Origin of the sequence: Roseovarius dicentrarchi, assembly GCF_003316635.1 — a bacterium.
Classification (GTDB): Bacteria; Pseudomonadota; Alphaproteobacteria; order Rhodobacterales; family Rhodobacteraceae; genus Roseovarius; species Roseovarius dicentrarchi.
Window position 1 is genome coordinate 58,081 of the sequence record NZ_QNQP01000002.1, and the last position, 21,832, is coordinate 79,912.

The following is a 21,832-nucleotide window of genomic DNA, read 5'->3' on the forward strand; positions in this document are numbered from 1 at the left end:
AACGCAAAAACGTCCCGAAATCGTCCGGGACGCGCGATAGCTAGTATAACGATATATTTGACCGCGTGGCAGCAGCCCTACGCTGCGGGTTTGGGCGGAAGGATAAAGCCGTTCACGGGGTACACGCTGCCAAACGAATCGGGGTTCGTCTCCAGCCGCACGGCGGACCAGTCACCGGCCTCCGATACGTCAATCACGGCCATATCCTGGCTGACCTGATCCCGGTGCCAATTCGCGTGATCGATCAAAATCCGGTTCGGGGCCAATACCTTGGACACAACTGCAACATGGCCCATCGGCATTGATTTGGTTGCGCGGAAAGACATCACAGCACCGACCGCAGGAGCCGAGGACTGTTCAAAACTGCCCGCGGCCTTGTTCCACCATGTATGTGCGTTTCCGCGGATGTTGATACCGCTGACGTTGCGGGCAAAGGGGACGCACCAGACGCGTTTGCCGCTGGCGCGCAGATCGGCGGCCTCGCGCAGGGCCAACGCCTCGCGCGCGGGGTCGATGCTGAACTGGCTGGATGTTTCGGTCTGTTGGGGTGCGCGGGCGCAGGCGCCAAGGCTGATTGCGGCGACACAGATAAGCGGCGCAAGACGCCAGAAGCGGTTGGAATGGATGGTCATCGTGCCCTCGAACTTGTTTCTGCCTGCGACGCTCTTCCGGCGTTCGGGGATGTGTTTGCTACAATTTTCCGATAATTCGAAGGCGCTAGATTCCGCGTGGCAAAAAACCGCTCAATTCGGCGTGAGCAGACGGATGATCGCCGGTGTTGCAAATATGCATAGACGCAAAAAGCCCCGCAAACTGCGGGGCTTCAGCATTGAATAGACAGGGATTTATCGGCGTTTGCGCCCGCCGACGCGGCCCGCGCGACCGCGGCCTTCTTCGCCCACCTTGGGCGCGCTTTTGTTGAAGCGGATCCACTCGCTGCCATGCGGGTCGTTGTTGGTCAGGAAATTGGCCGCGCGAATCGCCTCCATTTCGCTGCCTGATTTCGGCAATGTGCTGCCAAGTCCGAAAAGCTGGCAAAACGTCTCGTCATCCATGTCCTCGGGAATTTCGAGGCCGGTCGCGGCGACTTCGGCGCGCTTGGCTGCGATTTTCGATGGCGGGACGGGCAGCGCGACCGGGTTCATGATGGCCGAGGTCATGCCCGCGCCCATTGCCATGGGCAGAAAGGCGTTGTTGATGCCGTGCCGGTTGGGCAAGCCAAAGCTGATGTTGGACGCGCCGCAGGTGGTGTTCACGCCCAGTTCCTCGCGCAGGCGGCGGACAAGTGCGAACACCTGCAATCCGGCGGTGCCCATCGCGCCAATCGGCATGACCAGCGGGTCCACCACGATGTCATGCGCGGGAATGCCGAAATCGGCGGCGCGCTGGACGATCTTTTTGGCGACCTCGAACCGGACATCGGGATCTTCGGAAATGCCGGTATCGTCATTGGAAATGGCGACAACCGGCACGTTGTATTTCTTGACCAGCGGCAGCACGAATTCCAGACGCTCCTCCTCCCCGGTGACGGAGTTCAGCAGGGGGCGCCCTTCACATGCCTTCAGCCCCGCCTCAAGCGCCGCCGGAACCGAGCTGTCGATGCATAGCGGCAGATCGACAAGCCCCTGAACCATCTCGACAATTTTGGTCATCAAAGGTGGTTCGGTTTCATTCGGGTTGGGGTTTGAGTTGTACACGACGCCCGCGTTGATATCCAGAACGGTGGCACCGGCATTGGCCTGCGCCACGGCGTCCTTCTGAACGGTAGAGAAATCCCCGGCCTCCAGCTGGGCGGCGAGTTGTTTGCGGCCGGTGGGGTTGATGCGCTCGCCGATGACGCAAAAGGGTTCGTCAAATCCAATGATGGCGGTTTTTGTTTTGCTCTCGACGATCGTGCGGGTCATGTGTGTTCCTTGGATACAGGTTTATTGGGCCGACGCAGGCACGCCAGAGGCGCCGGCATTCTGGATCGCCCATGTCGCATTGGCCTTGATCCCGCCAAGCGGGAAAAAATGCACATTGGTGACGTTGAAATCAGGGTTTGCTGCCTTGTGCGCGGCCAGGTCGGCGATCACCTCCGTCGGCTCGTAGGGCAACAGCAGCTTGGTCACGTCCATTGCGCGTTTTTGCAGCACCTTGAGCGATGGGCCGACGCCGCATGCGATGGCGAATTTGATCAGGGTCTGAAGCTTGGCCGGGCCGGCGATGCCGATATGGATGGGCAGGTCGATCCCCGCCGCCTTCAGGCTGTCGGCCCATGCGATGATGGGCGCTGCATCGAACGCGAATTGCGTGGCAAGCGCCATCTGCGCATCCGATGTTTCGGAAAACGCCTGTTTCCAGCGCAGCGCGGCGCTGACATTTTCGATGCCGCCGGTAGGGTCGATATCGCGGTTGCCCTCGGGGTGGCCCGCGACATGCAGACGTTTAAAGCCTGCCTTGCCGAATTCGCCCGATTCCAGCAAATCAATCGAGCTGTGGAAATCGCCGCAAGCCTGCGGGATGCCGCCCGCAAGGACCAGCGCCTGATCGACGCCTGCCTCGCCCTGATAGCGGGCGATCCAGTCGGCCAGCGTCGCGCGATCCTTGATGATCCGGGCCGGGAAATGCGGCATGGGGCGATAGCCCTGATCGGCCAGGCGGCGTGCGGTGGCCACCATATCCTCGATCGGGGTGCCTTCGATATGGGCGATATAGACGCGCGTTTCGGCGGGCAGCAGATCGCGGAAATCGTCCACATTCTCGGCGGTGCGCGGCATCACCTCGATCGAGTAGTCCCGTAGCAGGGCCTCAACCGCTGCCGTCGGGGCATCTGGCACGATGGCCGGGCGTTTTTTGAAGCTGAACAGTGACATCAATGCGTCCTTAATCCCGGTTGGGGTCATGCGGTGGGCACCGAAGGCGCAGGGTCGTGGCCGTCATTTGCAATCAGCGCCTTCAGGCGCGCGCGGTCGTATTCACGGTCAAGCCTTTCGGCCTCGGCGGCGACGACATCGGCGGCCTCGCCCTCGACCGGGTAGGGCGGGGCCTTGCGCCATTCGGCCAGATAGGCGTCACTGCCCGCCGCACCGACCTTCATTGCGGCGCGGTCGATGGCCTGCTCAAACTTCTCGGGCAGCTGCTTTTTCGTGCCGCTGCGACCTTTGCCGACCATGACCTGCGCGGGAATATCGCGCCAATATACAATCGTTACGTCGACCATGATGATTCCCCTCTTGGATCTGACCGGCTTGCCTGAACCCTTGTCTAAAGCACGCAGCCCCCGGCGCGGCGACTGTTTTCGACGCAACACACGCGCAGAGCGACGCCGCGATTGCCGTGGCCGGGTGAAAACCCGGCGAGCTGAAGCAAATCGAGCTATCTGTGCAGCCTTGCACGAACGGGGCGAAACCCATATGTTAGGGACAACAAGAAATGGAGGGCGTTCCAATGACGCCCAAGCGTCCCGAAGGTGCGGGCGCGTTCCCGAAACGGGCCCCGAGCCCCGCGCCGAAATCGCCCCGTCGCGCGCCGCTTTATGCCGCGCTCGATCTGGGTACGAACAGTTGCCGGATGCTGATTGCCGAACCGCGTGGCAGTCAGTTCCGGGTGATAGACAGCTTCAGCAAATCGGTGCAGCTTGGCGCCGGTCTGGAAGCGAGCGGCCTGCTGTCCCGTGCGTCCATCGGGCGCACGATTCAAGCGCTGCGTGTGTGCCAGCAAAAGCTGAGCCGTCACGACGTTGGCACCATGCGCCTCGTCGCGACCGAGGCATGCCGCCGCGCCACCAACGGCGCCGCGTTCATGGCGCGTGTGCGCCGCGAAACCGGCCTGACGCTGGATGTGATCACACCGCTGGAGGAGGCGCAGCTGGCCGTGGTCAGCTGCGCGCCGCTGGTCAGCCCCGAAACGGACCAGTTGCTGGTCGTCGATATCGGCGGCGGCTCGACCGAGCTGGTGTGGATCGACCTCACCGATGTTGAGCGGTCCCAGCGCCGCCGCGCCATCATGCGCCTGCATGGCGGGTTTGAGGCGGGCGTCGGCGACAGCGGGCCGTCCGCGCGTGTCGTCGACTGGATCAGCGTGCCACTGGGCGTGGCGACCTTGCGCGACCAGTTCCGCGACGTCGAGGATGACGCGGCGCGGTTTGCCCTGATGAGCTGGTTTTTCGAGGAAAACCTGATGGAATTTGCCCCCTACAAAAGCGAACAATCGCGCGAGGGGTTTCAGATCGTCGGCACCAGCGGCACGGTCACCACCGTGGCGGCCAGCCATCTGGGGCTAAAGCGCTATGATCGCAACCGCGTGGACGGGCTGCGCATGACCTCGGACCAGATTGACAAGGTGATCCGCAGCTATCTGGCGCTGGGTCCGGACGGGCGGCGGCTGGATCCGCGCATCGGGCTGGACCGGCATGCGCTGATCATGTCCGGCGTTGCGATCCTTCAGGCGCTTTTGCGCTGCTGGCCGACCGACAGATTGTCAGTTGCGGATCGCGGTCTGCGCGAGGGCATGCTATACGCCCAAATGGCCGCCGATGGCGTGCTGGCCAGCGAGGAGAGCGCATGAACAAGGGACCGGACGGCAAGAATACATCGGGGCGCGGCCAACGCGACCTGACGGTCAGGGTGAAATCAGCGCGGGGGCGCACGGCGTCCTCTACGCGTTGGCTGCAACGGCAGCTGAATGACCCCTATGTCAAGCGCGCCCAGAACGAAGGGTATCGCGGGCGCGCCGCGTTCAAGATCATGGAAGTGGACGATAAATTCCGCTTCCTGGTGCCGGGCGCGCGCGTCGTGGATCTGGGCTGTGCCCCCGGCGGCTGGATTCAGGTGGCGGTGCCGCGCATCAACGCGTTGGAGGAGAAAAAGGGCAAAGCCGTGGGGACGATCCTGGGCATCGACCTGCAAGAGGTGGAGCCGATTCCCGGCGCCACCATCCATCAGCTGGATTTCATGGATGAGGGCGCCGACGAACAGGTCAAGGAATGGCTTGGCGGGTCTGCCGATGTGGTGATGTCCGACATGGCCGCGTCCAGCTCGGGCCATAAACAGACGGACCACCTGCGCATCATTTCCCTGTGCGAGGCGGCGGCCTACCTGGCGTTTGACGTGTTGGAGGAGGGCGGCACATTCGTGTCCAAGGTTCTGGCAGGCGGCGCCGAGGGCGAGCTGCAAAAGCTGCTGAAACAACGCTTTGCCAAGGTGGCCAACGTGAAACCCCCCAGCAGCCGCGCCGACAGCTCGGAAAAATTCGTGGTTGCGTCTGGATTCCGGGGATAGGCGCGCGTCATTGGCCAACCGACCGGTCACGGCGACATCACGCATATGTGAGTGATCCTGTTCCCGGCACCCTGCGTATCTCCTTTATCGCCGATCACGGCGCACACCCAGGAGGAGAGATTTTATGATCCGCAGAACATTCATGGCACTGGCCGCATCGACAGCCCTCGCATTGCCCGCAATGGCGGCTGACAAGGATATCGTCGACACGGCAGTCGATGCCGGATCGTTCGGCACGCTGGTCGCCGCTGTGCAGGCGGCCGACCTTGTTGAAACACTGAAGGGTGACGGCCCTTTCACCGTCTTTGCGCCCACGGATGACGCATTCGCCGCACCGCCCGAGGGCACCGTCGAGGATCTGCTGAAGCCCGAAAACAAGGACAAGCTGACCGCGATCCTGACCTATCACGTCGTGGCCGGTAAAGTCATGTCGACGGACCTGAGCGATGGCATGACAGCCGCAACCGTGCAGGGCGATGACGTCACCATCATGACCGAAGGCGGCGTCATGGTGAACGACGCGAACGTGACATCCGCCGACATCGAGGCGTCGAACGGCGTCATCCACGTCATTGATGCTGTGCTGATGCCGGCCATGTAAACGGCGCTGTTCGGCACACCCCGCTGGCGTGTGCGAGCAATGCAAACAAAAACGCTGCCAGAGTATCCCTCTGGCAGCGTCATTTTTTATCCAGCATCAGGCCGAGTGGCGGAAATCCGTCACGTCTGTCACGGCAAACCGCCCGCCTTTCAGCTTTTGCAGTTTGCCTTGTCGCAGCAGCAACCCGAAGGACCGCAAGCCATCCTCGCGGCTGAAATCATCCTCATGCGCCTCGCGTAGTTTCTGCATCAGCATCGGGCGCGAGAATTGCGGTGTCCCTTCGATATCGGCCAGATAGGCGGCGGCGGCTTCCAGCAAATCGGTCAGGCTGTTTGCGCCGACATGCTCGGCATAGCCTGCGAACCCGGTCGGCGCCTCGGCGCGGCCGGCGGGCGGTGTCGCGCGCGGTGTCGCACCTGCCGTTGACGTGCCGGCGGGCGCGGGCCGGGGCTGGGCCAGATCGGCGCGGGTGATCCGGCGCGGGCGCACCGGGGCGGCGGGCGCGTCAACACGCTGCTCGGCCACCAGTTTGAGCGGGGCCGGCCGGGCCGGTGCGGCGGTGCCGGGGCGGGGCGTGGCGGCCGTGACCGCCTGCGGCCGGCGTGGCCGCACCACGCTTTGCAGGTCTTTGCGATAGGGCTGATCATCCACGCCGGGCGTCATTGCGCCGCCGGCGCGGCGCTCGGCCTTGGTTGCGGCAACGGCGGCGCGCAGGTGCTGAATGGCGCTGCGCCGCTTGTTGGATTCCGGCTCGTCCAGCTGTGTGTTGGCCTCGTCAAAGATCCGGCTGGCCTGCGCATCCGGCGCGGGCTGATCGCGGCGCCGCTCGGCGCGGCTGGTCTTGATCCGGGTTTCCTGAGCCTGCTCTGGGGGCAAGTCCGAATCTTCGGCGGGTTCACCCTTGGGCTGCGGCGTTGGTTGCGCTGCTTCGTCCGCAATTTCCGGCGCGGCATCTTTTGCCGTCGCATCAATCTTTTCGGCACTGCGCGCCCGAGTAATCTCGGCTTCGACCTCTGCCAGTTCGCGCTGAAGCTCTGCTTCGGCTTCGGGGCTTAGCCCGCCGTCCGAAGGCGCGGCGCCTGTCTCCTCTTCCAGCGATCCACCGGCCAGAGCGGCCTCGAGATCGGCGCGTTTCATCTTGATGACGCGCGCATCCAGAGGGCGGGCAGGCGGGGTTTGCGCTGGTGCCTGTGCATCGCTTGCGTCTGTTTCCTGCTCCGTCATGTCGCCGCCCGGCTGCGAATCAGCCAGCAGTTGCGCCAGCGTATCATCGCCGCCGGGCTGTTCGGCGGGTGCATCAGCGGCCAGTTCGTCGGGCTGATCGGCGGCTATCGCGGCAAAGAGCTGGTCCAGATCGTCGGATGCGTCTGCATCATCGTCCTGGGGCTCGATCGCATCATCAAAGACGTTTTGCGCCTCGTCCGCGCGCTCTGCATCCGCGCTGAGGCGCGCCAGCATGTCGTCGTCGGACAGCATGGTTGCGTCAACCTCTGTGCCGGACGCTTGGGGCTCGTCTTCGCTGCGGGCCTCTTCGATAGTCGCGTCATTGACAGCGGGCGCGGTGTCCTCTGGCTCTTGCTCCTCTGAGCTATCCAAATGGGCGGCGGGCTGATCCCCTTCTGCGTCAGTCACATGCGCGGTGTCATCTTCCATGTCTGCCTGCGCGCCTTCGGGATCTGCATGCAGGTCGGTGTCCGCGACCTCGGCAGGGGCAGGGTCAGCGGCGGGTGACTCAGTAGCTGTGTCGGGGGCAAACTCCTGCACCTGATCTTCGTCGTCATAGCCGCTGCCGGAGAAGGCCGAGCCTGAAGGGCCGGCCACGGCACGGATGCGGCGCAACTTATCTGCGATGCTTTCGCTGCTGGACTGGTTTGCGCGGCTGGCCGGACGGTCCGGCGCAGGTTCTGCCGCCGCGGGAGCAGACGCGGCGGCAGTGGGGGCCGCGGGCTTTGCGCTCTGCGGCGTTGCGCCCCTGCCGTCCTCATCACGCGGCGACGGCGCCGCGGTATCGCTGGACGCGGGCGCAGGGGCTGCGGTATCTTTGGTCAGCGCGGCCATGGCGGGAAAGGCGGCAGGCCCGGCGCGCAGGTGAATCCGGCCATCGGCATCGCGGGCCTCCACATGGCGGGAAATCTCGCGCTCGGCGATGCGGGCCAGCATGTCGGCATCGGGGGTGGCCGGTTCGGCGCCAAAGTAGCGATCACCGGCAGACAGGTCGCGGAAATACTCGGCGATGGCCTTCATGGTATCGAACGAGTCGTCGAACCCTTCCAGAGTGCACGAGAATGTGCCGTATGAAACTGTCAGGATCTTGCTTGTGCTAACCATGATATGTTCGCCTTTCCTTGCCTGCGAAGCCAATCTTTACCATGACAGGCACGACCAAAGAGGCCCGAATCTACGGTTTTCAACGTATCATTTCATGGCAAGATTGTGACGGGTTTCCTTTTGCCGCGCAAATTCAGGGGATTTTAGATTGATTGTTCACAGTTCTGCACCTGTTGCGCTGATCGGCGGCGCGCCGGTATGCGAAACCGCGCTGGCATTCGCGCTGTCGCGTGCGGGCCGGATCGTGGCCGCCGATGGCGGCGCGGCAACGGCCCATGCGCGCGAAATTGCTCTGGATGCCGTCATCGGTGATTTTGATTCGATTCCCGCGGATGTGCGCGGCGCATACCCCGCCGAGATCCTGCACCCGATCGAGGAGCAGGACAGCACGGATTTTGAAAAATGCCTGACGCGGATCGCGGCCCCGTTGATTCTGGGGGTGGGATTCAGCGGCGCGCGGCTGGATCATGAACTGGCGGCGTGCAACGCGCTGGTGCGCTGGCCCGCCCGGCGCTGCATGCTGATCGGGCCGCAGGATGTCATGTTTCTGGCGCCGCCCAGTTTTGCGCTGGATCTGGCGCCCGGAACGCGCGTGTCGCTGTTTCCCATGGGCGCGGTCGAGGGGCGCTCGGACGGGCTGAACTGGCCGATTGACGGGCTGACGCTCACACCTGATGGGCAGATTGGCACGTCAAATTTTGCGACCGGGCCGGTGGCGATCAGCGTGACGGCGCCGAAACTGCTGGTGATCCTGCCAGCAGGCCATGCCGGCGCGGTCGGCGATATGTTGATGTCCGCGCCCGCGCGTTGGCCCTGAGCGATCAGGGCTGCGGCAGGGGCCGCCGCTCCAGATGGCGCTCGCGCAGGAACACGAACAGACCCGAGGCGACGATCAGGCCGATCCCGGCAAAGCTGATCGCGTCGGGCAGATCGCCAAAGATGTAATATCCCAGCGCGGTGGCGGTCACGATCTCCAGGTACTGCACCGGCGCCAGCACCGAGGCGGGCGCGAATTTCAGCGCAAAACTGATACAGATATGGCTGGCGGTCGCGCACAGGCCCAGCACCACCAGCAGCCAGAAGATGCGCGTATCCGGCCACGACGGGTCCAGCGGGCCGATGCCGCTGCCGTCAAACACCCACAGGACGGGCAGCGCAATCGGCAGCGCCGCCAGCCCGGTATAGGCCTGCAAGGTGATCGGATGCATCCGCGTGGCCATTTGCCGGGTCAGGATCATGTAGAACGCGAACAGAAACGCCGTGACCAGCGGCAACAGCGCGACAAGGCCGAAATCCTGAAATGACGGTCGGATGATCAGCAGCGCGCCGCAGAACCCGATGGTGCAGGCGATGTAGCGGCGCGGGCCAATCGGCTCGCCCAGCAGCAGGCCGCCCAGCAGGGTCAGAATAAACGGCTCCACAAAGAAAATGGCGATGGCGTCCGCGACGGGCATGAATTGCAGCGAATAAAAGAAGCATCCCGTTGCCACCAGCAACAGCGCCGCGCGCACAAGATGCAGCACCGCCTCCCTGCCTCGGGGCCGGTGCAGCCAGCCCATCACAGCCGCCAGCGGCAAAAGCAGCACAGCCTGGGCCGCGAAACGGATCGCAGCCACCTGCGCCACGGCCATGCCATCGCCGATCAGCTTGGCAAAGCTGTCCATGACCGGCGCGATGATGGAAAAGCCGACCATGAAAGCGATGCCCAGTGTCACGCGGGCGGTTTGGTCCGGAACGGGCAACGCCATCGATGCAGGCTCAGCAGTTCGGGACGTTGACGGCAAGGCCGCCCAGCGATGTTTCCTTGTATTTGTCCATCATGTCGGCGCCGGTCTGGCGCATCGTCTCGATACAGGCATCCAGCGGAACCAGATGCGTGCCGTCGCCGCGCATGGCAAGGCTGGCCGCCGAAATCGCCTTGATCGCGCCCAGACCGTTGCGTTCGATGCACGGCACCTGCACCAGCCCCTTGACCGGATCGCAGGTCATGCCAAGGTGATGCTCCAGCGCGATTTCCGCCGCATTCTCGATCTGCATCGGGGTGCCGCCCATCACGGCACAAAGGCCGGCCGCTCCCATCGCGGCGGCGCTGCCGACCTCGGCCTGACAGCCCGCCTCGGCGCCCGAAATGCTGGCGTTGAATTTGACCAGCCCGCCGATGGCGGCGGCAGTCAGCAGGAAATCCTCGACATGGTCTTCGGAGGCGCCGGGGTGGTGATCCAGGTAGTAACGGATCACGGCCGGCACGACGCCGGCGGCGCCATTGGTGGGCGCGGTGACGACCTGCCCGCCGGCAGCGTTTTCCTCGTTCACGGCCATGGCGTAGACGCTCATCCAGTCGTTGATCTTGTGCGGGGCGTTCTGGTTCGTGCCACGCTCGGCGATCAGCGCATCGCGGATGCCCTTGGCGCGGCGTTTGACGTTCAGCCCGCCGGGCAGGGTGCCTTCGGTGTTCATGCCGCGCTCGATACAGTCATTCATCACCTGCCAGATGCGTTTGACGCCGGCCGTCATGTCCGTCTCGCCCTGGCGCGAAATCTCGTTCGCCTTTTTCATCTGGGCGATGGTTTTGCCGGATGTTTCGCACATTTGCAGCATTTCGGCGGCGGATTTGAACGGGTAGGGCACAGGCTCGCCCTCGTCGGTATTGCGACCTGCGGCCAGTTCGGCCTCGGTCATCACGAAACCGCCGCCGATGGAAAAATAGGTTTCCCGAAGGATGGTATCGCCCTGTTTGTCGGTCGCCATCAGCACCATGCCGTTGGCGTGACCCGGCAGGTTGGGGCCGAAATCAAACAGCAGATCCTCCTTGGGATTGAAATGCAGCGTGCCGAGCCCCTCGGGGGAGATGCTGTGGCTTTCGCGGATTTGCGCCATCACCGCCTCGGCGCGGTCGTGATCGTAGGTTTCGGGGAGGAACCCGGCAAGGCCCAGAATGGTCGCGCGGTCGGTCGCGTGACCAACCCCGGTGAAGGCAAGGCTGCCATGCAGCGTGCCCTTGACCCCGGCACATTCAAACGGTGCGGCACGCATTTTATCAAGGAAGCGCGCGGCGGCGACCATCGGCCCCATCGTGTGGGACGAGGACGGGCCGATGCCGACCTTGAACATATCGAAGACAGACAGGAACATGGGTGGGCCTCCTTCAGGCGAGCGTGGTCCGGCGGTTGTGCCACGAACTCTGCGCTGTGCCTATACTGAATGCGGCATTGGTGGGTTATCTTGTGCCGCAACCGGGTGGTGCGGGGCCGGGAGAGGACTGGGAGGGTGCCGGGAGGGTGCCGGGAGGGTGCTCAGAGGGGCGTTGCCCCTCTTTGCCTTCGGCAAATTCACCCCAGGATATTTAAGGCAAAAAGAAAGGGGCGGCGCGGTTCAGCTTGTTCGGTGGCGGCGGCGTGTTGTTTCCGGGCGGCCGGGCAGGCTGAGCGATGCGTCCATGCGGGGGGTGCGGGATATGATGCGCCCCTTGGAGATGACGCAGAGCCGCGCCGCGCGCAGGCGCAGCGCCTCGATCGGGTCTGCCGCATCAAGGATGACCAGTGATGCGTTGGCGCCGACATGCAAGCCGTAATCGTCCAGCCCCATGATCGCGGCGTTCTGCTGGGTGACCATATCAAAGCAGCGGGCCATTTCGTCTGGCGAGGACATTTGCGCGACATGCATTCCCATGAAGGCGACGTCCAGCATGTCGGCGGTGCCGAGCGAATACCACGGGTCCAGGACGCAATCCTGACCCCAGCCGACGGTGATGCCGTGGGCCTGCATTTCCTTGACCCGCGTCATGCCGCGGCGTTTCGGGAAGGTATCCTGCCGGCCCTGGATCATGATATTGATCAGCGGGTTTGCTACGGCGGACACTCCTGCCTCGGCGATCAGGGGCAGGAGTTTGGAGACGTAGTAATTGTCCATCGAATGCATCGAGGTCAGGTGGCTGGCATTGACGCGGCCATGCAGGCCGAGGCGCTGCGCCTCATAGGCCAGCGTTTCGATATGGCGGCTCATCGGGTCGTCGGATTCGTCGCAATGCATGTCGACGCGCAGGCCGCGCGTGGCGGCCATTTCGCACAGCTCGCGCACCGATGCGGCGCCATCGGCCATCGTGCGTTCGAAATGCGGGATGCCGCCGACCACGTCGAGGCCCATGTCGAGGGCGCGGATGGTATTTGCCCGCGCCGTGGGATCGCGGTAAAGCCCGTCCTGCGGGAAGGCGACCAGTTGCAGATCGATGTAGTCCTTGACCTGTTCGCGCACCTCCAGCATCGCCTCCACGCCTTTGAGCGTATCATCGCAGGTGTCCACGTGGCTGCGGATCGCCAAGAGGCCCATTGAGGCGGCCCAGTCGCAATAGGTCAGCGCGCGCGCGATCATGTCGTCTATGGTCATGACCTGTTTCAACTCGCCCCAGAGGCCGATCCCTTCCAGCAAGGTGCCCGAGGCGTTGATGCGGGGGGTGCCGTAGGATTGGGTGGCATCCAGATGGAAATGCGGATCGACAAAGGGGGGCGAGACCAGGTCGCCGGTGGCGTCGATGGTTTCGCGCGCATTGGTTTCCAGCGGTTCGATCGCGGTGATGCGGCCGTCTGTTATGCCGATATCGGTGACGCGGCCATCGGGCAGCGTGCCGCCCTTGACGATGATGTCGAACATTAGCGCTCTCCCTTGTTGAATGGCACCATGAGGGCGGCAGGCACTTCGGCGCGGCGCGACATGACGACCAGCGCGAGGATGGACAGGATATAGGGCATCATCAGGAAGATCTGGTACGGGATGCCGGCCCCCAGCGGTGTCTGCTGGACGCGGATTTGCAGCGCGTCGAATGCGGCGAACAGGATCGCGCCAAGAAGCGCCTTGCCCGGCTTCCAGGCGCCGAACACGACGAGGGCAATGCAGATCCAGCCGCGCCCGTTTACCATTTCGAAAAAGAAGCTGTTGAAGGCCGACATGGTCAGGAATGCGCCGCCCACGGCCATCAGGCCGCTGCCGATCATGACCGCGCCCATGCGGATTGCGGACACGGACAGGCCCTGCGCCGCCACCGCCTGCGGGTTTTCGCCGGCCGCGCGCACGGCAAGGCCAAGGGGCGTGCGGTAGAGGACGATGGCCACCACGGCCACCATGATGAAAGCCAGATAGGTCAGCGGGGTTTGCGCAAACAGCGCCGGGCCGATCAGCGGGATGTCTGACAGCAGCGGGATCTCGTAAGGTTGAAACGGTGTGATGCTGGGCGGGCTGGTGACTTCGGGCAGGGCCAGGCGGTAGGCGTAATAGGTGCTGGAGGTCGCCAGCAACGTGACGCCCAGGCCGACGACATGCTGCGACAGGCCAAACGGCACCGTCAGGATCGAATGGATCAGGCCGAACCCCATACCGACGGCAAAGGCCACCAGCACGCCGGGCCAGAGGCCAAGGCCCGAATAGACCGCCATCCAGCCCGCGAAGGCGCCGGCGACCATGATCCCCTCGATCCCGAGGTTCAGGATACCGGCCCGCTCGCAGATCAGCTCGCCCAGCGTGGCAAAGATCAGCGGGGACGCGATGCGGATCGCGGCGGTCCAGAAACTGGCGGTCAGGAAGATCTCGAAGATGTCCATCAGGCCCTCACCACGCGGAACCGGGTCAGCAAAATTGCCACCACCATGAGAAGGAGTGCGGTGGCCAGCATGATGTCCGCCAGATAGGTCGGCACCCCCACCGCGCGGGACATGCTGTCGGCGCCAACGAAAATGCCGGCCACGAACAGCGCGGCGGCGATGACGCCCAGCGGGTTGAGCAGGGCCAGCATCGCCACGATGATGCCGGTATAGCCAAAGCCGGGGCTGAGGTCCAAGGTCAGGTTGCCCTTCAGGCCCGCCACCTCGGAGAAGCCGGCCAGCGCGGCGAGGCCGCCGGATAGCAGCGCCGTCTTGATCAGAACGCGGCCCACCGGGATGCCGGCGAATTCGGCGGCGTTGCGGTTCAGGCCCACGGCGCGCATCTCATAGCCCAAGGTCGTGCGGGCGCTGATGATCCAGACAATAACCGCCGCAATCAGCGCAAGGCCAAAGCCCCAGTGCAGGCGCAGCCCGTCGATGAGACGGGGCAGGCGCGCCTCGTCAATCAGGCGCGCGGATTTGGGCCAGCCCATACCCATCGGATCCTTCAGTGCGCCCTCCAGCAGCATGGATATGAAAAGCAGGAAGATGAAGTTGATCAAAAGGGTCGTGACCACCTCGTCAACGCCAAGACGTACCTTCAGCAGCGCCGGGATGAGCAGAAGGACCGCGCCGGCAATCATCGCCAAGATCGCCATCACCGGCAAAAGCACGAACGCGGGCCAGTCCAGCAGGCCGGCACCCAGCACCGCCACCACCAGCGCCCCGGCGTATAGCTGCGCCTCGGCGCCGATATTCCACAGGCGCGCGCGGAACGCCACAGCCACGGCAAGGCCGGTGAAAATCAGCGGCGTGGCCCGGTTCAGCGTCTCCAGCAGGGCAAATTTGCTGCCGAATGCCCCTTTCAGGATCAGGCCCAGCACCGCGAACGGGTTCGCCCCGGCAAGCATCGCCAAAAGGGACGCAATCACAACTGTCGTGACAATCGCCAAAGTCGGCGGCGTCAGGGTGCGCGCCAGCGACGGGTTGGCAATAGGCTCAAGACGCATGCGCCGCCTCCTCATAGCCGTGGCCGGCCATCCAGACGCCCAGCTCGGCGGGGCTCATGCTGCCGCGGGCGAAACCGGGCGACAATCGCCCTTCAGAGATGACATGAATAACGTCCGACAAGGCCATGATTTCATCCAGATCTTCGGATATCAGCAGAACCGCCGCACCGCGATCCCGCGCTGCCAATAGCTGGCTATGGACGTAATTGACAGCGCCAATATCCAGCCCGCGCACCGGCTGGTTGGCCAGAATGATCTGGGGGGCGCCCTCCATGACGCGGCCAAGGATCAGCTTTTGCATATTGCCGCCCGACAGTAGGCGAATGCGGGTGCCGGGACCGGGGCAGCGCACGTCGTAACTGGTGATGATGCGGCTGGCAAAATCGCGCGCGGCGCGCCAGTTCATCCAGCCATGACGGCTGAATGGCGGGTCCTTGTAAGTTTCAATTATGGCGTTCTCCGACAGATCGAAATCCGCAATCGTACCGGTTTTATGCCGGTCCTCCGGAATGCGGGCGATCCCCGCATGCACCGCTGCGCGGGGCGACCAGTGCAGAATATCGGCCCCGTTCAGGACGAGGGTTCCGGTACGGGGCGCGATCATGCCGCCGATCAGATCTGCCAGCGCCGCCTGGCCGTTACCGGACACACCGGCCAGCCCGGTGATCTGTCCGGCAAGCAGCGAAAAATCCAACGATTTCAGGCCCGGCGCGCTGCCACGATCCGGCGTGCTGACACCGCGTAAGGACAAAAGCGGCGCACCCGGAACGCCCGGCGCGGCCTTCGGCGCGCTGACCTCGCCGCCGACCATGCGGGCGGCCAGATCGTGCCGGTCGGTGCCAGACGTTGGCCCCTCATGCACCACCTTGCCGTGGCGCAGGATCACGACGCGGTCCGAGATTGCCATGACTTCATGCAGTTTGTGCGAGATGAAGATGATCGACAGCCCCAGCGCAATCGCCTTGCGCAGGGTTTCAAACAGATCATTGGTTTCCTGCGGGGTCAGAACCGCCGTCGGCTCGTCCAGGATCAGGATGCGCGCATCGCGGTAAAGCGCCTTGAGGATTTCCACCCGCTGGCGCTCGCCCACGGTGAGCGCGCTGATGCGGGCGTCCGGATCGACGCTGAGCTTGAAATCATTTGCCAGTTGCACAATGCGGGCGCGCGCCGCCGCGCGCCCCAGACCGGGCGCCCACAAGGGACGGGTGCCCAGCGTCACATTCTCCAGCACGGTCATGTTGTCGGCCAGTGTGAAATGCTGGTGCACCATGCCCACGCCCGCATCCAGCGCGGCGCGCGGATTGCCGGCGGGCAGGGCGGCGCCCATCACCTCGACGCTGCCGGAATCGGCAGTGTACTGACCGAACAGGATGTTCATCAGCGTTGTCTTGCCGGCGCCGTTTTCACCCAGAAGCGCGATCACCTCGCCCTTGTGAAGGGTCAGGCTGACCGCGTCATTCGCGGTCAGCGCACCGAATGTCTTGGTAATTTTATCGAGGCGCAGGACAACCCGCGCCTCTGTTTTATCGGGCATTTATTGTGACTTCGGCTCTTCATCGTTGATTTCGACGACAAATTCGCCGGACATGATCTCGCCTGTGCGGGCCTCGACCAGATCAATCGCCTCTTGCGGCACCTTGCCCTTGAACGTGCCCAGCGGGGCCAGTTCGGCGCCGCCTTCCTTCATGTAGGAATAGGTGCCGTAATCTGCTGCCTCGAACGTGCCGGCGCGGACCTGTTCGATGGCCATGTTCAGCGTCGGCTCGAAATTCCAGATCGCCGAGGCCACGACCGTATCGGGGTACTGCGCCTGCGTGTCGATCACGTTGCCGATGGCCAGAACGCCCTTTTCCACAGCGGCATCGGACACGCCAAACCGCTCTGCATAAAGCATGTCGGCGCCGTTTTCGATCATGGCAAAAGCGGTTTCCTTGGCCGCGGGCGGATCGAACCACGACCCGATGAAGCTGACCTGGAATTTGGCGTCGGGGCGCGTTTCGCGCACGCCGGCCATGAAGGCGTGCATCAGTCGGTTTACCTCGGGAATGGGGAAGCCGCCGATCAGGCCGACATTGCCTGTCTCGGTCATGGAACCTGCAATGATTCCCGTCAGATACGAGGCGTCCTGAATGTAATTGTCGAAGACGGCGAAGTTTGGCAGCGCGCCATCTTCCTTGAAGCTGGATCCCAGAAGAAACGCGATTTCGGGGTATTCGGCCGCCACTTCGCGCGCCTCTTGCTCGACGGCGAACGCCTCCCCGATGATCAGCTTGTAGCCGCTTTCGGCATATTCGCGCATGACGCGGGCATAGTCGGTGTTGCTGACATTTTCCGAAAAGGCATAGTCGATATCACCGCGCTCGGCGGCGGCGGTGGCGGCCTTGTGCAGGCGGCTGACCCATTGCTGTTCAACGGGAACCGTATAGATGCCCGCGCATTTGATCGGCTCTGCCGCGAATGCCTGCGGCGCGCCCCAGAACAGACCGGCGGTCAGCGCGGCGGCAGCGGCGGTGGCCAGAAATCGGCGGCGCGTCAGGCCGCGCTGCTGTGTCGGTGCCTTGGTCATCAATATTATCCCCCCATTCGGATGCTACGACAAGTTATTGTCCAAATGGTAAAATCAAACGCCGCCGATAGCCAGCTATTTGACACGGGACGCCGGGCAGTTTTTGCAATTTATCGGCTGTCCGTGGCGCAATTCCCGCGCGGCGACCTAAAGGACTGGCGGCGATGGCCAATAAGTGCAAGATTATTGCTGTGCGGAACCGTCAAAACATCTGCGGCGTTCTGTACCGGAAATTGTTCAACGCCCTGTCCGGGCCAAGGAGGAAGTATGAAGCCCTTTATCGCCACAGCTACCGCAGCGGCCCTGCTGCTGAGCGCGCCTGCCTTTGCCGCCACAGATGGCGAATCTGCCGCCCCAAGCGGCGACATTGCCGCAGGCGAGGCCGCATTCGCCAAGCAGTGCGTGACATGCCACGTCGTGAAAACCGACGACGGTGAAACACTTGCCGGCAACCGCGCTGTCGTTGGTCCGAACCTTTACGGCATCACAGGCGGCCCGGTCGCAGCTGTTGAAGGTTTCCGCTATGGCAAGCCGATGGTCGAAGCGGGTGAAACCGATGTCATCTGGGACGAGGAAAATTTCGTCGCGTATGTGCAGGATCCCAGCGACTGGCTGAAGACGACGCTCGACACCAACAAGGCCCGCAGCAAGATGGCGTGGAAGGTGCGCGACCCGCAGGAGGCGGCTGATCTTTACGCATATCTGCACGACCTGGCGCCCTATACCGGCGAATAATCACCGGGTTGCATAGATTTCCAAGGGGCGGGCAAGGTGATTGTCCGCCCGTTTTGCGTGCGAGCCGGATTGTTTCGCTGACAGCGCAGTGCTGTCCTTATCCCGTTTGCGACTTGCGTGATCGGGGCATCTCGGACATGGCGCGCTGGGGTTCGACATGGCTTGGCCCTCGCAGGATTTCGGCCTATTGTGCGCCGGGGCAGGGGCGCTATGACACAGTCAAATTACATTCCCAAAGGGGCGGCAAGTTTCAAGATCGCGCGCGTTGCGGCGCCGTGCGTGTTCGATTTCGTTCTGCTTCCCAAATTGACGATGCTGGCCCTGTCGGCGGCGATCGAGCCGTTGCGCGTGGCCAACCAGATATCCCAGCAGGAGTTGTACCGCTGGCGCACGATGACGCCCGGTGGCGCGCCCGTCCGCTGCTCGAACAACCTATCGCTTGAGGCGGATGCGCCGCTTGGACCGCCCGCACGGGGCGCGCGGGCCTTCATCTGCTCGGGGGTGGAGCCAGCCGATACCATTGATCCGGTGGTCACGCAATGGGCGGCGCGGCAGGCGGCGCATGGCACGCCGGTCGGCGCAATCTGTACCGGTGCCTTTACACTGGCGCGGGCCGGTTTGCTGCGCGGGCGCACGTTTACGCTGCACTGGGAAAACCAGCCCGCCTTTGTGGAGGCGTTTCCGGACCTTGTTCCAACACCCAACCTTTATGAGGTGGACGGCGATCTGATGACGGCGGCGGGCGGGTCTGCCTCCACCGACCTGATGCTGAGCGTGATCGAAGAGGATTACGGGCATGATTTTGCGCTGGTCGTGTCGGATATGTGCCTGCACGGGCGCAGCCATTCAACCCATGCGCCGCAGAAAACGGCCCGGTCCGCCGTGATCGGCAGCCGCAACCGGCACCTGATTGCCGCGATGCGCCTGATGCAGCTTAACCTGGAGGAGCCTCTGAGCGTCGAGGAAATCGCCAGCGAGGTTGGCATATCCAAACGCCAGCTTGAGCGCAGTTTTACCCAGCACACGGCCCTCAGCCCGCGCCGCTACTATACCGACATGCGGCTGGCGCGCGCCTATTCGCTACTGTCCGAGACGGACCTTCCGATCGCGGAAATCGCCGCCGCTACCGGTTTTGGCGGCACGTCCGCCTTCGCGCGGGCGTTCCGCGCTAAATTCGATACGGCGCCGGGTAAATTTCGCAAGCGTTGGTAGGGGTTTGCCGCGCATTCCTCATCCTGCCTACTCTGCCGCCGCACGCCCCTCGGGGGTGTAGATAATGCGGGTATCCTCGCGAAAATCGTGCAGGTCCAGCGGCCAGGCAGCCTGCGGCCAGCGCAGCTCCATCTGGCGGGCGCGGGGCCGGTAAACGGCCGTGTAGAGCGTGCCGAACCCTTCATCAAAGCGCGGTGAATACAGCGGCGGGCGCAGGAAGGCGCGCACGAATTTATCCTGCGATTCGACGTGCAAGGTCAGGCGTTGCAACAGATACCTTTCGCGCTCGACCGTGGCGGTAAAGCGGGCATGGCTGGACCACTCAACCCGGTCCTGATGATTGGTAGCAACCGCCTGATGGGTGATCTGCGTCCTGCGGTCGGGCGCCATCAATGCGGTCAAGAACTTGCGCTTGGCGTCGATGACGGTCACGTTATAGCTCATATGCGTCGGCACGCGGGCCAGAACGCGCCCCGCCTCGGCGGTGGTTTCACAGGTTTGCAGCACATAGCGCAGGATCAGCGGCACGCCAAACCCCTCGCCGACAACGCGGCGGCCGCCAAAGGTCAGCGACAGCGCCAGCCCCGCATCGTTGATGCCATCGACCAGCCCCCACAGCCCGTCCGATGTGCCCATCACGGCGCGCCCCTGCCAGTTTGTGCGCAGGATCAGGCTGTCAAATGCCTTGGCGGAATAGTCGTAATTGCGCACCAGCATCGGCTCTGCGCCGGGCCAGATTGCTTGACTGCATCCTGACAGATACGGCGGCGGGCAGTAAAAACTGAGGAAGCGGGCAGCGTGGTCGGTGCCGCCGGACAGTTCAACCAACTGGTCATAAATTGGCACAAGCTCAGGCATATGCGCGCGCAGCGCCTTGCGGCTGTCCAGATATCCTGGGCGCGCCGACGCGCCCTCGCGCGCCCACCAGCGATGGTAATCGGGCCAGTATTGGTGAAACAGCCCGGCCCATTTCGGGCCGGGCGCATCCTCGGATATCGCGCGCCAATGAAGCTGCACAGGCGCTACAGGATCTTGAAGGCCGGATCGGCCAGCGCCGGCCCTGCTTCGGCGGTGGGCATGGCGCGGCCCCGAACGCCGGCCTTCAATCCGTGAATCCAGCGCCTGCTACGCTCGGTCAGCTTGAACCCGTTGGTCATGGAGCGTCCGCGCGTGACCAGAATTCCAATATCGGCGCCCTCATAGCGGTAATCGCCCGGTTGCAGGATGCGCAGAAAAAACGCCTCATTCTCGGACTCGACGGCGCGGCGGTGATAATCAAACCGGTTGAAATCGACACTGCCGTCCTCGTTCATGCGGTAGATGCCGGTTTCGGGGACTTCTGTTGCGATATCAACGGTATCGTCGGTATGTTTGATCACCATCTGCGACCAGCTGTCGATCATCTTGGGATCGGCCCAGCGGTCATTCAACTCGGCAATGTCCAGCGTGAATCGCTTTTTGGAGAATTCCAGCAGGTGAAACAGGAACAATGGCGCATCCGCATGGGCAAAGGCGGCGTGGTTTGTCATCGAACTGGCGCCGGTGATGCGCGGATTCAGCTCGCCCAGCCAGATATCGCCGGTTTTCTTGTCGATCAGGAAGTCCAGCTCGAAATAGCCGCGATAGCCCTCCTTGCGCAGCTGCTCACCGAATTTGAAGGTCAGCTCGCGCGCCTTCTGGCGTGTTTTCGGGGGGAAGGCGGTGCTGAAAATCTCATTCCCGCACCATCCGCCGCGATAGGGGGTCAGTTCCTTGAAGCCGACAAGTTCGGTCATCAGCGGGCCGACGATGGTGCCTTCCTTGGTTGCGCAGGCCTCGATCGCGCTGCCGCGGCAGTCGATCCGCTTCATGATCTTGATCTCGCCCTGACCCACGATTTCATGCTCGTGGCGGCGAAAATCGGCCTTGGATTTGATGAAAAATGTCGTGTGTCCGCTATCGCCATAGGCCGATTGCAGCACCAGATCATGGCCCAGCCCGGCAGTATCGCAGATATCCTTCAGATGGTCATAGCTTTCGACCACGCTCAGCGTGTTCGGCACTGATGGCACGCCCGCCTTGTTGCCGATGCGGACCGTCTCGATCTTGTTGTCCATCTGCTGGCGCAGCTTGGCCTTGGGAAACCATATTTCGGCGCCCAGTTCCTTGGACAGGCGTTCGGTTTCCTCGTCAAACATCAAGAAGACGAATTTCGGCTTCCCGCCGCGCCGTTTGATCAGGTCAATGACCTCTTTGTGTTGTAGCAGATAGTTGTTGATATCCTCGATGGACTGAAATTCGGCGTGGGGCTGTTCACTGGGCACGAACGTGTTGGGGTGGCGGCCGCCATAGCAATCTATGTAGCTGATATATTTGAAGTTCTTGCACCACTCGTCCAGCCCGAGCAGGTTGAAATTGGTGGCGGAAATGAAGTAAATCGGGTCCTCGTTGCGGTGAAAATGACGGCGGATTTCTGAGATATTCTTGAGCTCGGATGCCATGATAGATCT

The 21,832-nt window shown here is 63.2% G+C and carries 20 protein-coding genes; 6 read left to right on the forward strand and 14 right to left on the reverse strand.

Going from position 1 to position 21,832, the window contains the following annotated elements; genetic code table 11:
- Positions 1 to 77: 77 nt before the first annotated feature.
- The 4 genes from DQ230_RS01680 to DQ230_RS01695 form a co-directional block, all read right to left on the reverse strand.
- Positions 78 to 632: a CHAP domain-containing protein gene (locus DQ230_RS01680; RefSeq protein WP_113910770.1), complete on the reverse strand. Its 555-nt coding sequence runs from the start codon at positions 630 to 632 to the stop codon at positions 78 to 80.
- Between the two features lie 213 nt (positions 633 to 845).
- A complete protein-coding gene (locus DQ230_RS01685; RefSeq protein WP_113910771.1) occupies positions 846 to 1,904 on the reverse strand; it encodes a methyltetrahydrofolate cobalamin methyltransferase in 1,059 nt (352 codons plus the stop codon).
- 21 nt (positions 1,905 to 1,925) lie between these two features.
- On the reverse strand, positions 1,926 to 2,855 hold the full coding sequence (locus DQ230_RS01690) for a methylenetetrahydrofolate reductase (protein ID WP_113910772.1): 930 nt from the start codon (positions 2,853 to 2,855) through the stop codon (positions 1,926 to 1,928).
- A 26-nt stretch (positions 2,856 to 2,881) separates the two neighbouring features.
- Positions 2,882 to 3,202, reverse strand: coding sequence for a virulence factor (locus DQ230_RS01695; protein WP_113910773.1), 321 nt, complete (start codon positions 3,200 to 3,202; stop codon positions 2,882 to 2,884).
- A gap of 227 nt (positions 3,203 to 3,429) precedes the next feature.
- Between DQ230_RS01695 and DQ230_RS01700 the strand changes: the two genes are divergently transcribed.
- The 3 genes from DQ230_RS01700 (at position 3,430) to DQ230_RS01710 (ending at position 5,862) form a co-directional block, all read left to right on the forward strand.
- A complete protein-coding gene (locus DQ230_RS01700; RefSeq protein WP_113910774.1) occupies positions 3,430 to 4,548 on the forward strand; it encodes a Ppx/GppA phosphatase family protein in 1,119 nt (372 codons plus the stop codon).
- Complete coding sequence (locus tag DQ230_RS01705) at positions 4,545 to 5,261, forward strand: RlmE family RNA methyltransferase (protein WP_113910775.1); 717 nt, start codon at positions 4,545 to 4,547, stop codon at positions 5,259 to 5,261. Before DQ230_RS01700 ends, DQ230_RS01705 begins: the two co-directional genes overlap by 4 nt.
- A 124-nt stretch (positions 5,262 to 5,385) precedes the next feature.
- A complete protein-coding gene (locus DQ230_RS01710) occupies positions 5,386 to 5,862 on the forward strand; it encodes a fasciclin domain-containing protein (RefSeq protein WP_113910776.1) in 477 nt (158 codons plus the stop codon).
- Between the two features lie 96 nt (positions 5,863 to 5,958).
- On the opposite strand, the gene DQ230_RS01715 is transcribed toward DQ230_RS01710, so the two are convergent.
- Positions 5,959 to 8,190 carry a hypothetical protein gene (locus DQ230_RS01715; RefSeq protein ID WP_113910777.1) on the reverse strand — a complete coding sequence of 744 codons (2,232 nt, stop codon included), beginning with the start codon at positions 8,188 to 8,190 and terminating at the stop codon, positions 5,959 to 5,961.
- 148 nt (positions 8,191 to 8,338) lie between these two features.
- Between DQ230_RS01715 and DQ230_RS01720 the strand changes: the two genes are divergently transcribed.
- The gene (locus DQ230_RS01720; RefSeq protein WP_113910778.1) at positions 8,339 to 9,007 is read left to right on the forward strand and encodes a thiamine diphosphokinase; all 669 of its coding nucleotides are present in this window, start codon (positions 8,339 to 8,341) and stop codon (positions 9,005 to 9,007) included.
- A gap of 4 nt (positions 9,008 to 9,011) precedes the next feature.
- On the opposite strand, the gene DQ230_RS01725 is transcribed toward DQ230_RS01720, so the two are convergent.
- From DQ230_RS01725 to DQ230_RS01755, 7 genes are all read right to left on the reverse strand, one after another.
- A complete protein-coding gene (locus DQ230_RS01725; RefSeq protein WP_113910779.1) occupies positions 9,012 to 9,938 on the reverse strand; it encodes a DMT family transporter in 927 nt (308 codons plus the stop codon).
- Between the two features lie 10 nt (positions 9,939 to 9,948).
- The gene (locus DQ230_RS01730; RefSeq protein WP_113910780.1) at positions 9,949 to 11,322 is read right to left on the reverse strand and encodes an L-serine ammonia-lyase; all 1,374 of its coding nucleotides are present in this window, start codon (positions 11,320 to 11,322) and stop codon (positions 9,949 to 9,951) included.
- A 240-nt stretch (positions 11,323 to 11,562) separates the two neighbouring features.
- On the reverse strand, positions 11,563 to 12,837 hold the full coding sequence (locus tag DQ230_RS01735; RefSeq protein WP_113910781.1) for an amidohydrolase family protein: 1,275 nt from the start codon (positions 12,835 to 12,837) through the stop codon (positions 11,563 to 11,565).
- Positions 12,837 to 13,781, reverse strand: a complete 945-nt coding sequence (locus DQ230_RS01740; RefSeq protein ID WP_113910782.1) for an ABC transporter permease — start codon at positions 13,779 to 13,781, stop codon at positions 12,837 to 12,839. Before DQ230_RS01740 ends, DQ230_RS01735 begins: the two co-directional genes overlap by 1 nt.
- A complete protein-coding gene (locus tag DQ230_RS01745) occupies positions 13,781 to 14,830 on the reverse strand; it encodes an ABC transporter permease (RefSeq protein ID WP_113910783.1) in 1,050 nt (349 codons plus the stop codon). The genes DQ230_RS01740 and DQ230_RS01745 overlap by 1 nt, the downstream gene beginning before the upstream one ends.
- A complete protein-coding gene (locus tag DQ230_RS01750) occupies positions 14,820 to 16,364 on the reverse strand; it encodes an ABC transporter ATP-binding protein (protein ID WP_113910784.1) in 1,545 nt (514 codons plus the stop codon). The genes DQ230_RS01745 and DQ230_RS01750 overlap by 11 nt, the downstream gene beginning before the upstream one ends.
- On the reverse strand, positions 16,365 to 17,396 hold the full coding sequence (locus DQ230_RS01755) for a BMP family protein (RefSeq protein ID WP_113910785.1): 1,032 nt from the start codon (positions 17,394 to 17,396) through the stop codon (positions 16,365 to 16,367).
- Positions 17,397 to 17,663: 267 nt separating this feature from the next.
- Between DQ230_RS01755 and DQ230_RS01760 the strand changes: the two genes are divergently transcribed.
- Together DQ230_RS01760 and DQ230_RS01765 are read left to right on the forward strand one after the other, a co-directional pair.
- Positions 17,664 to 18,131 (forward strand): c-type cytochrome, encoded by a 468-nt coding sequence (locus tag DQ230_RS01760; protein ID WP_113910786.1) that lies wholly within the window; start codon positions 17,664 to 17,666, stop codon positions 18,129 to 18,131.
- Between the two features lie 210 nt (positions 18,132 to 18,341).
- Positions 18,342 to 19,343: a GlxA family transcriptional regulator gene (locus tag DQ230_RS01765; RefSeq protein WP_113910787.1), complete on the forward strand. Its 1,002-nt coding sequence runs from the start codon at positions 18,342 to 18,344 to the stop codon at positions 19,341 to 19,343.
- A gap of 27 nt (positions 19,344 to 19,370) precedes the next feature.
- Here DQ230_RS01765 and DQ230_RS01770 read toward each other — a convergent pair whose 3' ends face one another.
- Entirely contained in the window at positions 19,371 to 20,360 is a 990-nt protein-coding gene (locus tag DQ230_RS01770; RefSeq protein WP_113910788.1) for a C45 family autoproteolytic acyltransferase/hydrolase, read from the reverse strand.
- A gap of 5 nt (positions 20,361 to 20,365) precedes the next feature.
- Positions 20,366 to 21,823, reverse strand: a complete 1,458-nt coding sequence (locus tag DQ230_RS01775) for a biotin carboxylase (protein WP_203227979.1) — start codon at positions 21,821 to 21,823, stop codon at positions 20,366 to 20,368.
- Positions 21,824 to 21,832 lie beyond the last annotated feature (9 nt).

Excerpts from the sequence above, each read along its gene's own strand:
- DQ230_RS01715 (WP_113910777.1), bottom strand. The coding sequence starts at position 8,190 with ATGGTTAGCACAAGCAAGATCCTGACAGTTTCATACGGCACATTCTCG.
- DQ230_RS01700 (WP_113910774.1), top strand. The coding sequence starts at position 3,430 with ATGACGCCCAAGCGTCCCGAAGGTGCGGGCGCGTTCCCGAAACGGGCC.
- DQ230_RS01765 (WP_113910787.1), top strand. The coding sequence starts at position 18,342 with ATGACACAGTCAAATTACATTCCCAAAGGGGCGGCAAGTTTCAAGATC.
- DQ230_RS01730 (WP_113910780.1), bottom strand. The coding sequence starts at position 11,322 with ATGTTCCTGTCTGTCTTCGATATGTTCAAGGTCGGCATCGGCCCGTCC.
- DQ230_RS01690 (WP_113910772.1), bottom strand. The coding sequence starts at position 2,855 with ATGTCACTGTTCAGCTTCAAAAAACGCCCGGCCATCGTGCCAGATGCC.
- DQ230_RS01695 (WP_113910773.1), bottom strand. The coding sequence starts at position 3,202 with ATGGTCGACGTAACGATTGTATATTGGCGCGATATTCCCGCGCAGGTC.
- DQ230_RS01735 (WP_113910781.1), bottom strand. The coding sequence starts at position 12,837 with ATGTTCGACATCATCGTCAAGGGCGGCACGCTGCCCGATGGCCGCGTC.
- DQ230_RS01755 (WP_113910785.1), bottom strand. The coding sequence starts at position 17,396 with ATGACCAAGGCACCGACACAGCAGCGCGGCCTGACGCGCCGCCGATTT.
- DQ230_RS01745 (WP_113910783.1), bottom strand. The coding sequence starts at position 14,830 with ATGCGTCTTGAGCCTATTGCCAACCCGTCGCTGGCGCGCACCCTGACG.
- DQ230_RS01680 (WP_113910770.1), bottom strand. The coding sequence starts at position 632 with ATGACCATCCATTCCAACCGCTTCTGGCGTCTTGCGCCGCTTATCTGT.
- DQ230_RS01760 (WP_113910786.1), top strand. The coding sequence starts at position 17,664 with ATGAAGCCCTTTATCGCCACAGCTACCGCAGCGGCCCTGCTGCTGAGC.
- DQ230_RS01740 (WP_113910782.1), bottom strand. The coding sequence starts at position 13,781 with ATGGACATCTTCGAGATCTTCCTGACCGCCAGTTTCTGGACCGCCGCG.
- DQ230_RS01775 (WP_203227979.1), bottom strand. The coding sequence starts at position 21,823 with ATGGCATCCGAGCTCAAGAATATCTCAGAAATCCGCCGTCATTTTCAC.
- DQ230_RS01750 (WP_113910784.1), bottom strand. The coding sequence starts at position 16,364 with ATGCCCGATAAAACAGAGGCGCGGGTTGTCCTGCGCCTCGATAAAATT.
- DQ230_RS01725 (WP_113910779.1), bottom strand. The coding sequence starts at position 9,938 with ATGGCGTTGCCCGTTCCGGACCAAACCGCCCGCGTGACACTGGGCATC.
- DQ230_RS01710 (WP_113910776.1), top strand. The coding sequence starts at position 5,386 with ATGATCCGCAGAACATTCATGGCACTGGCCGCATCGACAGCCCTCGCA.
- DQ230_RS01705 (WP_113910775.1), top strand. The coding sequence starts at position 4,545 with ATGAACAAGGGACCGGACGGCAAGAATACATCGGGGCGCGGCCAACGC.
- DQ230_RS01685 (WP_113910771.1), bottom strand. The coding sequence starts at position 1,904 with ATGACCCGCACGATCGTCGAGAGCAAAACAAAAACCGCCATCATTGGA.